Raw genomic sequence first — 12,231 nt, 5'->3', positions numbered from 1 at the left:
ACTCAATAAATGCCCGCAGTTGTTAATAGAGACGAATGTGTAAGCTGTGGAACCTGCGTCGAGGAATGCCCTGAGGAGGCCATCACCCTGGACGACGAGGAAATAGCAGTCGTAGATAAAGAAAAGTGCACTGATTGTGGGACATGCGTTGAAGCTTGCCCCTCCGAAGCAATCACCATAGAGAAGTAATCGCACTTTTCAGCCCATTTTTTTTAGCTGAGCCAGTATCCCTTTATCTGCTCGGACCGCCCGCCTCGCTATTGCCCTTCTCCCTGCTTGCGCCCTCTGATATGGCCTCATAGAAGGTCTCCCAGTCTATGGTGGTGGCAACGCAACCTGCTGTCGATAGTGGGACTCCCCGGGCCGGTATGCTGTGGCTGTGGCACAGGTCCAGCCCCTCCTTTATCTCCATGTGGCATCCCACTCCCACAATGGCTCCGGGACGATATTTCTTTATGATCCTCTTTATGAAGCTGGAGCCGGGAACTACGAAGAACTTGTAGCCCATGCCCTCAGCATATCTCTTGGCCTCGCCAATGCCACAGCGGCCGCAGTCTATGCACATTATTCCCTCCGGAGTGAGCTTGGCCGGGCACTGGACGCTGCGGAGGCATTGGGGCATGAAGATGAAGCGCCTCTCATAGGGGGTCTTTAAAAACTCCTTGGTGTTGATGTAATTTCTCAGGCGCACCCCTACATCATCCACTATGGAGTCGTCGACCCTGGCCATCGAGAAGAGGGCCTTTATCACCCCCTCTAAGAGCATAGTGCCCAAGAGCATATATCTGGCAGCGAAGAAGTTGCCCGTCTTAAAGGAGTAGAGGATGAGCAGAGCTACCAGAAAGGAGATGATGAGAATGACGGCGACTATAAGGACCACCGCCTGGCCGATGAGATAGAACAACTGGTTCAAGTACTCCGGAAGCATGCCCTGACCTTCAAATCCTTTGCTTATTAAACCTGCCACCAGGACCTGCCTGCGGGGGGAGAGGACGGCGCAAGTTTTTTATCTCACCTGGCCGTGAGCATTATACCTTCGCCATTATGAGATTTAATGAGGATTGAAAGATGGCAAAAATGCATAGCCGAAAAAGGGGCTCCTCACGGTCCCGGCCACCCATGGTGAGCAAAGCGCCAGAGTGGTCTGATATATCCAAGGAGGAGTTGGAAAAGACAGTCATGAAGCTGCATGATACAGGCATCTCTCCCAGCCGCATTGGCCTCATCCTGAGGGATCAGTATGGCGTGCCGAACGCCAAGCTGGTGATGGGAAAGAGCATAACGGGCTTTCTTAAGGAGAACAACGCCCTGGCAGATATTCCAGAGGATCTGACCAATCTGATGCGAAAAGCGCTTCGTGTGAGAAAACATATAAGAGCTAATAAGCGAGACGTCCATAATAAGAGGGCTCTCCAGCTTACAGAAAACAAGATAAGAAGATTGGTGAAATACTATCACAGCTCAGGGCATCTGGCTCCGGAATGGGCCTATTCGCCGGAGACCGCTGAGATCCTCATCTCATGAAGCGGCTGGATAGGGCAGCAGAGGCCATAGCCCGGTCCATTCTGCATTGCGAGCAGATGCGGGTGATATCCCATAACGATGCCGATGGCATCACCTCTGCCGGGCTGATCTGCCATGCCCTTCTGCGTGCAGGCATTCCCTTCCAGGCCACACTGGTCAACCGGCTGGACAGCTCTGTGATCGAGGGGCTGACCGGGCCGGTGGTCTTCTGCGATATGGGGAGCGGAAAGCCGGAACTGATCTCTCTTGTGCCTGGTGAGTGCTTCGTTTTAGATCATCACCGCCCGGTGGGAAGCCTGGACTGTATGCATCACAATCCTCATCTCTTCGGCATAGATGGGGCCTTTGAGCTCTCTGCCTCCGGCACCGTCTACTCTGTGGTCCGCCATATGGGCGATAATGCCGATCTGGCCGGCCTTGCCCTGGTGGGTGCAATGGGCGACCGCCAGGCGATGATAGGGGCGAACAGATCCATCCTGGAGGAGGCAGTGGCCAGCGGAGCAGTACAGGTCAGACCCGGTCTGAAGCTCCCCGGCGACGGGCCGGTGGAGGAGGTTCTGACAAGGAGCATAGAGCCTCTACTGGACTTCACCGGCGATCGGGAGAAGGTCAGAGAGTTCCTGGATGCTCTGAGGATAAGTGGCAATGCAGAAAGCCTGGAGGGGGATGAGCTGACCAGGCTGGCCACGGCTCTAACCCTTAAGCTGATCATGCAGGGGAGCTTTGCTGCAGACTCTATTTTGGGTGAGGTGATCCGCCTCCGCCATGAGGTGGTGGAGAACTCCCTGCATATGGTACAACTGCTCAATGCCTGCGGCAACCGGGATCTTCCCGGCATAGGGCTCACCCTCTGCCTGCGCGACAGGGGATCGCTCATGGAGGCCGAGAGGCTGGGGGATGAGTACAGAGAGCACATCCTGCGGGAGATAAGCCTCCTTCGAGAGCAGAGCCGGCAGATGAAGAACCTTCGCTATCTGAAGAGGATGAATATGGAGGCGGGGGCGATCGTATCCGGTCTTGGGATCCGGTATCTTTACACCGATCTCCCTTTGGTGACCTTGAACCATAAGGATGATATGATCAAGATATCCGCTCGGGGGAATAAACCCCTCATAGCCCGCGGCCTGGACTTATCTGTAGCCCTGCGGGAGGCGGCTAATGCCGTGGGCGGAAACGGAGGGGGCCATACCATAGCCAGCGGGGCATCCATACCGCCGGGCAGAGAGGATGAGTTCCTGGCCCTGCTGGACAGGATCCTGGACGAGCAGCTCAATAGGGGAGCAGATGCCTCCAGCCGGCCGGTTGGGGATGATGCATGATCCATGCGCATCTGGTCCTGCTGGGAGAGGGAGGAGAGGATATGGAGAAGGTCGGCCGGGCCATCGAGCCGGACAACCTGCCCAATATGAATCTAATGATCGATGAGCGCTGTCTGCGCCTGCAGTTCTCCATCGAGAAGCCCGGGACCCTTCTCACCACTATGGATGATCTATTGATGAACATTAAAATAGCAAGAGAGATGCTATCTGTTGCGGAGGAGAGATGAGATTTCATTTGGAGGCAAGCCTTCGGCTGAGCGCTGATGCCAGCCCTGCCGAAGAGGCCATTTCCGATTTCATAAGGGATGCCGGGCCGATGCTGGAGAAGGGAGCTTCCCCGGGCCAGGGGGCAAAGATCGCCTCCTGGCGGCTAGAGGGAAACAAGATCGATCTGGTCATCGATAGCGATCGATATGTTCGGGCTCATGATGCCCTGCTCAGGCTGCGCCGCCCTCTCTCTGAGCTCTTGGGAAAGCAATTCAGGATCGGCGTTCGGGGATTGGATATAACCCGGTTTGAGATCGAGGTTCAGTCCGATAAGGGGATAGACCACCGGATCCCTTATGTGCGGGAGATGAGGCATGAGGGAGGTAAGCTGCTGCTCGTCCTGGATGTGGGCCCGGAGGGCACTTTGGGCCAGCCGGAGATCGAGAACCGCATTCCCGACCGGATAGTCAGCCTTCTGGAGGAGAAGCTGGAGGAGGGCTATGGAGGAAAGGCTGAGCACTGGGAGCTTCTCTGGGAGAGCCCGAAGAGGGAGCCGAAGTTCAATGCCGATCCCACAGAAGAGATGAAGAAGGCAGGCTGGATCAAGCATGGCTCTGCCCGGGGGCAGTGGATCTACGGTCCCCAGGCCACCCACCTCTTCCGCACCTTCGAGGCCATCGTCCTGGAGGAGATCATCCAGCCTTTAGGCTACCAGGAGATGATATTTCCCAAGCTTGATACCTGGGACGTCTGGAAGAGGAGCGGCCATGCCCAGGGGGTCTATCCGGAGATCTACTTCGTCTGTCCGCCTAAGACCCGCGATCCGGCCTTCTGGGAGGAGGTCATGGACTACTACAAGGTCACCCATGAGGTCCCCTTGGAGCTGGTCAAGGAGAAGATCGACCTGCCCATTGGGGGGATGTGCTATGCCCAGTGCCCCACCTTCTGGGGATTCCTCCAGGGGATGACCCTCCCCAACAGCGAGCTGCCCATCCGGGTCTTCGACCGGTCGGGCACCAGCCACCGCTATGAGTCAGGGGGGATTCATGGCATAGAGAGGGTGGACGAATTCCATCGCATTGAGATCGTCTGGCTGGGGACGAGAGAGCAGACCTTAGAGGAGGGGGAGAGGCTGAAGGACTGCTACAAGCACATCTTCGAGGATATCTTAGAGCTGCACTGGAGGACGGCCTGGGTCACCCCCTGGTTCATGGCCCAGGAGGGCAAGACCGGCCTGGCCCAGATGACCGGCGCGGGCACAGTGGACTATGAGGCTCTGCTGCCCTACAATGGAAACTGGATAGAGTTTCAGAACCTCTCTGTGAACGGGGAGAAGTACCCCAAAGGGTTCACAGTCAAAGCCCAGAGCGGCGAGCCCCTGTGGTCTGGCTGCAGCGGTGTGGGGCTGGAGCGCTGGGCGGCAGCCTTCCTCAGCCAGAAGGGGCTGGATCCATCAAACTGGCCGGAGGAGTTCCGCCGGCGTTTCGGGGAGATGCCCAGGGGAATCAGGTTCCTCTGATCTCCCTTCAGCATTTTTATAAATTCACGGGAAATAACCGACATAAAAAGGGAGATGGCACGGGCGAAGCCCGCGATTCTCGCTCACATTCTCCCCCTTCCCAGGGCGACCACCCCTTTGGCGATGAAATCCAGCCTGGTGGTCCGTCCGGAGGCGACGAATGCTGCCCTGGGCGGAATTCCATAGCCGGGCTTGAAGGGATCGATTATGTGCATTCCCGGTGAGAGCTCAAGCCGGTAGTTGCCCTGCTCGTCGGTGGCATATGCCGTCCTCCAGCCATCGACGTTCAGGGAGGCAGAGGGAACGCCTGCCCCGGTCTGATCCATCACCCTTCCCTGAACCCATCCTGTGCCTGTGCCTGTGGCATAGTAGGCCTGCCCGTACAGCCCGGAGTCGGGGGGCGATACCGCCGCCTGGGCTGCAGGGCCTGCCCAGTAGCCGACGATTCTCGGGGCGGCGGAGAGGAGGCTCGTCTGGACGAGCACCGTGGCAGAGGTGAAGCTGTATCCGGAGAGCTCTGCAGTTATGGTGTAGCTGCCCGGGGCCAGGGTCATGCTATAGCCACCAGTGGCATTGCTGGCGGTCTCTTTGGCCTGGCCGGTGCTATCGATTATCCAGATTCTGGCTCCGGATATGCCCTGGCCATATGAATCAACCACCTGGCCCGAGAGGCCGGTGGCAGCGCTGCTGCCTGGTACCTGTGCGATCTGCGAATCTGCCGTTGCCACCAGCAGAAGCATCAGCACCAATAGTTTGGACCGATATTTGACCATTGAAATCCCCCACGTTTAATTATTTGATGTTTATTATCGGGCGCTATTGCGCTTAATCACGATGAATAAAAAAAATTTAAAAATTTAATTTTTGCTGGCATCCTCGGCCATCTGGGTGAGGTTCATAAGGGGTGCATCCCAGCTGGTCGAGACGGTGAAGGGCTTTATCATGATCTCTCCTTCAGCCATCTGCTCAGTATCTATTGTTGGATACTCGAATACCCCTATCTCCCCCCGGTCATAGTGCAGGACGGCAAAGAGGTTATCTGTTGCCACGAAGGCATGGATTGTAACAACAATGTTGCTATTGTTGCCGCTATCGACATGAGTGTATCCAACCGCTCCCCCTGGATGGCCGAAGAGATTGTTGTGTATCACAACCCATCCCGGCCCGTCTGATATTGCCTCGGCTACAGTGACATTGGCGACCATACTGTCGCCTACGGCTGTTTGGTCTGCGACTGTCAGGGAGGGTGTGATCCCTGCCGTCTCATTCTCCGCACTCTGGCAGAGGACAGTCCCCACCAGGGAGGCGAGCAGTATAGATAAAGCAATCAATCTGTGTATATTCATTACAATCACCATCTGTCGCAAAGTCCAAGCTCCAGGAGCCCCAGGAGCCCGAGGAGCTTCAGGATACATCTATTGTCTGCATTGTTAATAATTCTTTTGCCGTGCTGGATCTGCTGTGCAGTCATGAATCAGACGGCACATTCGTTATTTGGCGGGGGAGGGCGATCGTCGCCATAAATACATTCACCTATCCGCTGACATCGTCCGCCCGATGGGGATGCCGATGCCGAAGCACTAATAATGCCATTTAGCTGGCATACATCCCAGTGGATAGAAGGCTTTATTTTAAGAGACTGTAAGAGAGCATCGGGAGGGATTGCTTGACCCGAGGACTGAATATATTTGGATTTATGTTATTGATGCTGATCTCGCTTAATGCTGTATCCTATCAGGGCATCGCATCGGAGGGAGCTATAGCTGATAAAGGCTTGGCCCTCTATAACCAGGGCAGGTATGATGAGGCCATGGAGGTTTTTGACGAGGCCATCAGAATTAATCCTGAAGATGCTTGGGCATGGAACGATAAAGGCTCGGCCCTTCATGGAATGGGCAAGTACGATGAGGCCATAAAGGCATATGACGAGGCCATCAGAATCGATCCTGAGTTTGCCTGGTCATGGAACAATAAAGGCATTGCTCTCTGTAGTCTGGGCAAGTACGATGAGGCCATAAGGGCTTGTGGCGAAGCTATCAGAATCGACCCTGAATATGCCTGGGCATGGAGCAATAAAGGTTGTGCCCTCTATGGTCAGGGCAGGTACGATGAGGCCATAAAGGCATATGATGAGGCCATCAGAATTGATCCTGAAGATGCCGGAGCATGGTACAATAAAGGCAATACTCTCGATACACAGGGCAAGCATGACGAGGCCATAAATGCATATGACGAGGTCATCAGAATTGATCCTGAATTTGCCCGGGCATGGAGCAATAAAGGCCGGGCTCTCAGTGATCAGGGCAAGTACGATGAGGCCATAAGAGCATATGACGAGGCCATCAGACTTGATCCTGAATTGGCTGGGGCATGGAGCAATAAAGGCCGGGCTCTCAGTAAGCAGGGCAAATACGATGAGGCCATAAGGGCATATGATGAGGCCATCAGACTTGATCCTGAATATGTCTGGGCATGGTACAATAAAGGTTCGGCTCTCAAAAACCTGGGCAAGTACGATGAGGCCTTCAGGGCTTTTGAAGAGGCCATCAGACTTGATCCTGAGATGAATATGGTACAATAAGGCTGATGCCCTGAGGATGCTTCATCGCAACTCTGAAGCAGAAGCAGCATATAAGCGCCACGGGAGCTGGGATATAACGGAACCATGACATTGATGGAGATGACGGCGAATTAGTAATCGCAAATCTCTTCTCCCAGGCCAGGGCGAATAGAAGAGGGGAGAGTCGAAGGGCAAAGGAGGGGGAGAAGCCCTACCGACTTTCGCTTCTTTTACATAGACTGCTGTCGATATGTGTATATGGTCCTCTCCCAGCAAAGACCAGCTGCAGGAGAGCAGCCACCAGGCCCTTGAGCCCGGAGGTGCCTCTGCCGATTTCAAGGATGTGGTTGCCGTAGTCCCTGTGGCTCAAAAGACTTTTCTGTAAGAGACGATAATGTTATATCAAGAGGGATTGCTTGACCCGAGGACTGAATATATTTGGATTTATGTTATTGATGCTGATCTCGCTTAATGCTGTATCCTATCAGGGCATTGCATCGGAGGGGGCTATAGCTGATAAAGGCTTGACCCTCTATAACCAGGGCAGGTACGATGAGGCCACAAGGGCTTATGATGAGGCCATCAGAATTGACCCTGAATATGCCGAGGCATGGTTCAATAAAGGCTTGGCTTTCTATAACCAGGGCAGGTACGATGAGGCCATAAGGGCTTACGACGAGGCCATCAGACTTGATCCTGAATTGGCCGCGGCATGGAGCAACAAAGGCGTGGCTCTCTATAGCCTGGGCAAGTATGATGAGGCCATCAGGGCTTACGACGAGGCCATCAGGCTTGATCCTGAATTGGCCTGGGCATGGAACAATAAAGGCTCTGCTCTCGGTAGCCTGGGCAGGTACGATGAGGCCATAAAGGCATATGATGAGGCCATCAGAATCGATCCTGAACTCGCTGAGGCATGGCACAATAAAGGCTGGGCTCTCGGTAGCCTGGGCAGGTACGATGAGGCCATAAGGGCTTATGACGAGGCCATCAGAATCGATCCTGAACTCGCCAGGGCATGGTACAATAAAGGCGTGGCTCTCTGTAGCCTGGGCAAGTACGATGAGGCCATAAAGGCATATGATGAGGCCATCAGAATTGATCCTGAAGATGCCGCGGCATGGAACAACAAAGGCATTGCTCTCAAAAACCTGGGCAAGTACGATGATGCCATAGGAGCTTTTGACGAGGCCATTAGAATCGATCCTGAAGATGCCGGGGCATGGAACAATAAAGGCATTGCTCTCTGTAGCCTGGGCAAGTACGATGATGCCATAGGAGCTTTTGACGAGACCATCAGACTTGATCCTGAAGATGCCGCGGCATGGAACAATAAAGGCTCTGCTCTCGGTAACCTGGGCAGGTACGATGAGGCCATCAGGGCTTTTGACGAGGCCATCAGACTTGATCCTGAATTGGCCTGGGCATGGTTCGGTAAAGGCAATGCTCTAGGTAACCTGGGCAAGTATGATGAGGCGATAAAGGCTTACGACGAGGCCATCAGACTTGATCCTGATTTGGCCACGGCATGGTTCAGTAAAGGCAATGTTCTTGAAAGCCTGGGCAAGTATGATGAGGCCATAGGAGCTTTTGACGAGGCCATCAGACTTGATCCTGAATTGGTCGTGGCATGGAACAACAAAGGTTCTGCTCTCTATAACCAGGGCAGGTACGATGAGGCCATAAAGGCTTATGACGAGGCCATCAGACTTGATCCTGAAGATGCCGCGGTATGGTACAACAAAGGCTTGGCTCTCGGTAACCTAGGCAAGTATGATGAAGCCATAAAGGCATACGACGAGGCCATCAGACTTGATCCTGAATTGGCCGTGGCATGGAACAACAAAGGCTTGGCTCTCAAAAGCCTGGGTAAGTATGATGAGGCCATCAGGGCTTACGACGAGGCGATCAGAATTGATCCTGAATATGCCTGGGCATGGAGCAATAAAGGCTCAGCTCTCGGTAACCTGGGCAATTATGATGAGGCCATAAGGGCTTATGACGAGGCCATCAGACTTGATCCCGAAGATGCCGCGGCATGGAACAATAAAGGCGTGGTTCTCTATAACCAGGGCAAGTACGATGAGGCCATTACGGCTTATGACGAGGCCATCAGACTTGATCCCGAAGATGCCGCGGCATGGAACAATAAAGGCAATGCTCTCGATAGCCTGGGCAAGCATGATGAGGCCATTACGGCTTATGACGAGGCCATCAGACTTGATCCCGAATACGCCGCGGCATGGTACAACAAAGGCTTGGCTCTCGATAGCCTGGGCAAGCATGATGAGGCTATCAGGGCTTATGACGAGGCCATCAGACTTGATCCTGAATATGCCTTGGCATGGTTCGGTAAAGGCTCGGCTCTCTATAGCCAGGGCAAGTACGATGAGGCCATAGGACCTTTTAACGAGGTCATCAGAATTGATCCTGAATTTGCCTTGGCATGGTTCGGTAAAGGCTTGGCTCTCGGTAGCTTGGGCAAGTACGATGATGCCATAAGAGCTTTTGACGAGGCCATCAGAATTGATCCTGAATTTGCCGGGGCATGGTTTGGTAAAGGCTCGGCTCTCTATAACCAGGGCAGGTACGATGAGGCCATAAAGGCATATGATGAGGCCATCAGACTTGATCCTGAATTTGCCGGGGTGTGGAACAATAAAGGCAATGCTCTCGATGAGCTGGGAAGATATGAAGAGGCTATCAAGAGCTATAACCGGGCGGCTGAGCTGAGCGAGGATTATTCCGAAAACAGGCTAAGGAAGGGCAACTCCCACTATGATGCCGGCAGGTATCTTGCTGCCATAAAATACTATGATGCCATAATCAAGGATGATCCTGAAGATGAATATGCCTGGTACAATAAGGCCAATGCCCTGAGGATGCTTCATCGCAACTCTGAAGCAGAAGCAGCATATAAGCGAGCACGGGAGCTGGGATATAACGGAACCATGACATTGATGGAGATGACGGCGAATTAGTAATCGCAAATCTCTTCCCCCAGGCCAGGGCGAATAGAAGTGGGGAGAGTCGAAGGGCAAAGGAGGGAGGATGGGCCCTACCGACTTTCGCTTCTTTTACATAGACTGCTGTCGATATGTGTATATATTCCTCTCTCCCAGCAAAGATCAGCTGCAGGAGAGCAGCCACCAGGCCCTTGAGCCCGGATGTGCCTCTGCCGATTTCAAGGATGTGGTTGCCGTAGTCCCTGTGGCTCAAAAGACTTTTCTGTAAGAGACGATAATGATATATCAGGAGGAATTGCTTGACCCGAGGACTGAGTATATTTGGATCTATGTTATTGATGCTGATATCGGTTAATGCTGTATCCTATCAGGGCATCGCATTGGAGGTAGCTATAGCTGATAAAGGCTTGGCTCTCTATAACCAGGGCAAGTACGATGAGGCCATCAGGGCTTATGATGAGGCCATCAGACTTGATCCTGAAGATGCCGAGGCATGGTTCGGTAAAGGCTCGGCTCTCGATAGCCTGGGCAAGTATGATGAGGCCATCAGGGCTTATGACGAAGCCATCAGACTTGATCCTGAAGATGCCGAGGCACGGTACAACAAAGGCTTGGCTCTCAAAAGCCTGGGCAAGTACGATGAGGCCATAAGAGCTTATGACGAGGCCATCAGAATTGATCCTGAATTTGCCTGGGCATGGAGCAATAAAGGCTTGGCTCTCAAAAGCCTGGGCAAGTATGATGAGGCCATAAGGGCTTATGACGAGGCCATCAGACTTGATCCTGAATATGCCGCGGCATGGAACAATAAGGGCATTGCTCTCGGTAACCTGGGCAAGTACGATGAGGCCATAAGGGCTTATGACGAGGCCATCAGACTTGATCCTGAATATGCCGCGGCATGGAACAATAAAGGCAATGCTCTCGATAACCTGGGCAAGTACGATGAGGCCATAAGGGCTTATGACGAGGCCATCAGACTTGATCCTGAATATGCCGCGGCATGGAACAATAAAGGCATTGCTCTCAAAAGCCTGGGCAAGTACGATGAGGCCATCAGGGCTTACGACGAGGCCATCAGACTTGATCCTGAATATGCCGCGGCATGGAACAATAAAGGCATTGCTCTCTGTAGCCTGGGCAAGTACGATGATGCCATAGGAGCTTTTGACGAGGCCATCAGACTTGATCTTGAAGATGCCGAGGCGTGGAACAATAAAGGCGTGGCTCTCTGCAGCCTGGGCAAGTACGATGATGCCATAGGAGCTTTTGACGAGGCCATCAGACTTGATCCTGAATATGCCGAGGCGTGGAACAATAAAGGCATTGCTCTCCGTAGTCTGGGCAAGTACGATGATGCCATAGGAGCTTTTGACGAGGCCATCAGACTTGATCCTGAAGATGCCGAGGCGTGGAACAATAAAGGCGTGGTTCTCGATATCCTGAGCAAGTACGATGAGGCCATAAGGGCTTTTGACGAGGCCATCAGAATCGATCCTGAATACGCCAACGCATGGAACAATAAAGGCTCAGCTCTCGGTATACTGGGCAAATACGATGAGGCCATAAAGGCTTTTGACGAGGCCATCAGAATTGATCCTGAAGATGCCTGGGCATGGAGCAATAAAGGCAATGCTCTCTATGGCCTGGGCAAGTATGATGAGGCCATAAAGGCTTTTGACGAGGCTATCAGACTTGATCCTGAACATGCCTGGGCATGGAGCAATAAAGGCAATGCTCTCTATGGCCTGGGCAAGTATGATGAGGCCATAAGGGCTTATGACGAGGCCATCAGACTTGAGCCTGAATTGGCCGGGGCATGGGACAATAAAGGTATGGCTCTCTATGGCCTGGGCAAATACGATGAGGCCATAAAGGCTTTTGACGAGGCCATCAGACTTGATCCTGAAGATGCCAACGCATGGAACAACAAAGGCAATGCTCTCTATAGCCAGGGCAAGTACGATGAGGCCATAAGGGCTTATGACGAGGCCATCAGACTTGATCCTGAATACGCCAATGCATGGTACAACAAAGGCTCTGCTCTCGATAACATGGGCAAGTATGATGAGGCCATAAGGGCTTACGACGAAGCCATCAGAATTGATCCTGAATTGGCCGCGGCATGAAGCAATA

The 12,231-nt window shown here is 53.3% G+C and carries 12 protein-coding genes; 9 read left to right on the top strand and 3 right to left on the bottom strand.

The genetic code is table 11. From position 1 onward, the window contains the following. Window positions 1-9: 9 nt before the first annotated feature. Entirely contained in the window at window positions 10-189 is a 180-nt protein-coding gene (locus IPI63_RS05335; RefSeq protein ID WP_214064790.1) for a 4Fe-4S binding protein, read from the top strand. 43 nt (window positions 190-232) lie between these two features. On the opposite strand, the gene IPI63_RS05330 is transcribed toward IPI63_RS05335, so the two are convergent. Beyond that, the gene (locus IPI63_RS05330) at window positions 233-967 is read right to left on the bottom strand and encodes a DUF116 domain-containing protein (protein WP_292477107.1); all 735 of its coding nucleotides are present in this window, start codon (window positions 965-967) and stop codon (window positions 233-235) included. 101 nt (window positions 968-1,068) lie between these two features. Here IPI63_RS05330 and IPI63_RS05325 point away from each other — a divergent pair, with 101 nt between their 5' ends. From IPI63_RS05325 to IPI63_RS05310, 4 genes are read left to right on the top strand one after another with little or no spacing between them, the layout of a single operon-like run. Then, complete coding sequence (locus tag IPI63_RS05325) at window positions 1,069-1,524, top strand: 30S ribosomal protein S15 (RefSeq protein WP_214064792.1); 456 nt, start codon at window positions 1,069-1,071, stop codon at window positions 1,522-1,524. Further along, window positions 1,521-2,843 (top strand): DHH family phosphoesterase, encoded by a 1,323-nt coding sequence (locus IPI63_RS05320; protein WP_292477105.1) that lies wholly within the window; start codon window positions 1,521-1,523, stop codon window positions 2,841-2,843. The genes IPI63_RS05325 and IPI63_RS05320 overlap by 4 nt, the downstream gene beginning before the upstream one ends. Next, window positions 2,840-3,070, top strand: coding sequence for a KEOPS complex subunit Pcc1 (locus IPI63_RS05315; RefSeq protein WP_292477103.1), 231 nt, complete (start codon window positions 2,840-2,842; stop codon window positions 3,068-3,070). Before IPI63_RS05320 ends, IPI63_RS05315 begins: the two co-directional genes overlap by 4 nt. Then, a complete protein-coding gene (locus IPI63_RS05310) occupies window positions 3,067-4,569 on the top strand; it encodes a serine--tRNA ligase (RefSeq protein WP_292477101.1) in 1,503 nt (500 codons plus the stop codon). Before IPI63_RS05315 ends, IPI63_RS05310 begins: the two co-directional genes overlap by 4 nt. A gap of 83 nt (window positions 4,570-4,652) precedes the next feature. Here IPI63_RS05310 and IPI63_RS05305 read toward each other — a convergent pair whose 3' ends face one another. After that, window positions 4,653-5,342, bottom strand: a complete 690-nt coding sequence (locus IPI63_RS05305) for a carboxypeptidase regulatory-like domain-containing protein (RefSeq protein WP_292477099.1) — start codon at window positions 5,340-5,342, stop codon at window positions 4,653-4,655. A gap of 84 nt (window positions 5,343-5,426) precedes the next feature. Further along, the gene (locus IPI63_RS05300) at window positions 5,427-5,915 is read right to left on the bottom strand and encodes a hypothetical protein (protein WP_292477098.1); all 489 of its coding nucleotides are present in this window, start codon (window positions 5,913-5,915) and stop codon (window positions 5,427-5,429) included. A 359-nt stretch (window positions 5,916-6,274) separates the two neighbouring features. On the opposite strand from IPI63_RS05300, the gene IPI63_RS05295 reads away from it, so the two are divergent. The 4 genes from IPI63_RS05295 (at window position 6,275) to IPI63_RS05280 (ending at window position 12,224) form a co-directional block, all read left to right on the top strand. Next, window positions 6,275-7,150, top strand: coding sequence for a tetratricopeptide repeat protein (locus tag IPI63_RS05295; protein WP_292477096.1), 876 nt, complete (start codon window positions 6,275-6,277; stop codon window positions 7,148-7,150). Between the two features lie 434 nt (window positions 7,151-7,584). Next, window positions 7,585-10,110 carry a tetratricopeptide repeat protein gene (locus IPI63_RS05290; protein ID WP_292477094.1) on the top strand — a complete coding sequence of 842 codons (2,526 nt, stop codon included), beginning with the start codon at window positions 7,585-7,587 and terminating at the stop codon, window positions 10,108-10,110. A gap of 70 nt (window positions 10,111-10,180) precedes the next feature. Beyond that, window positions 10,181-10,363 (top strand): hypothetical protein, encoded by a 183-nt coding sequence (locus IPI63_RS05285; RefSeq protein WP_292477093.1) that lies wholly within the window; start codon window positions 10,181-10,183, stop codon window positions 10,361-10,363. Between the two features lie 70 nt (window positions 10,364-10,433). After that, window positions 10,434-12,224 (top strand): tetratricopeptide repeat protein, encoded by a 1,791-nt coding sequence (locus IPI63_RS05280; RefSeq protein WP_292477092.1) that lies wholly within the window; start codon window positions 10,434-10,436, stop codon window positions 12,222-12,224. The last annotated feature ends 7 nt before the right edge of the window (window positions 12,225-12,231 follow it).

The sequence above is a fragment of the Methanothrix sp. genome, from assembly GCF_016706325.1.
Lineage (GTDB): Archaea > Halobacteriota > Methanosarcinia > Methanotrichales > Methanotrichaceae > Methanothrix.
The sequence above is the reverse complement of the archived record's forward strand: the minus strand, read 5'-3'. Positions and strand labels throughout refer to the sequence as shown.

Coding starts and splice junctions, on each gene's coding strand:
- IPI63_RS05335 (WP_214064790.1), top strand. CDS start 10: ATGCCCGCAGTTGTTAATAGAGACGAATGTGTAAGCTGTGGAACCTGC.
- IPI63_RS05325 (WP_214064792.1), top strand. CDS start 1,069: ATGGCAAAAATGCATAGCCGAAAAAGGGGCTCCTCACGGTCCCGGCCA.
- IPI63_RS05320 (WP_292477105.1), top strand. CDS start 1,521: ATGAAGCGGCTGGATAGGGCAGCAGAGGCCATAGCCCGGTCCATTCTG.
- IPI63_RS05315 (WP_292477103.1), top strand. CDS start 2,840: ATGATCCATGCGCATCTGGTCCTGCTGGGAGAGGGAGGAGAGGATATG.
- IPI63_RS05310 (WP_292477101.1), top strand. CDS start 3,067: ATGAGATTTCATTTGGAGGCAAGCCTTCGGCTGAGCGCTGATGCCAGC.
- IPI63_RS05305 (WP_292477099.1), bottom strand. CDS start 5,342: ATGGTCAAATATCGGTCCAAACTATTGGTGCTGATGCTTCTGCTGGTG.
- IPI63_RS05300 (WP_292477098.1), bottom strand. CDS start 5,915: ATGAATATACACAGATTGATTGCTTTATCTATACTGCTCGCCTCCCTG.
- IPI63_RS05295 (WP_292477096.1), top strand. CDS start 6,275: ATGCTGATCTCGCTTAATGCTGTATCCTATCAGGGCATCGCATCGGAG.
- IPI63_RS05290 (WP_292477094.1), top strand. CDS start 7,585: ATGCTGATCTCGCTTAATGCTGTATCCTATCAGGGCATTGCATCGGAG.
- IPI63_RS05285 (WP_292477093.1), top strand. CDS start 10,181: ATGGGCCCTACCGACTTTCGCTTCTTTTACATAGACTGCTGTCGATAT.
- IPI63_RS05280 (WP_292477092.1), top strand. CDS start 10,434: ATGCTGATATCGGTTAATGCTGTATCCTATCAGGGCATCGCATTGGAG.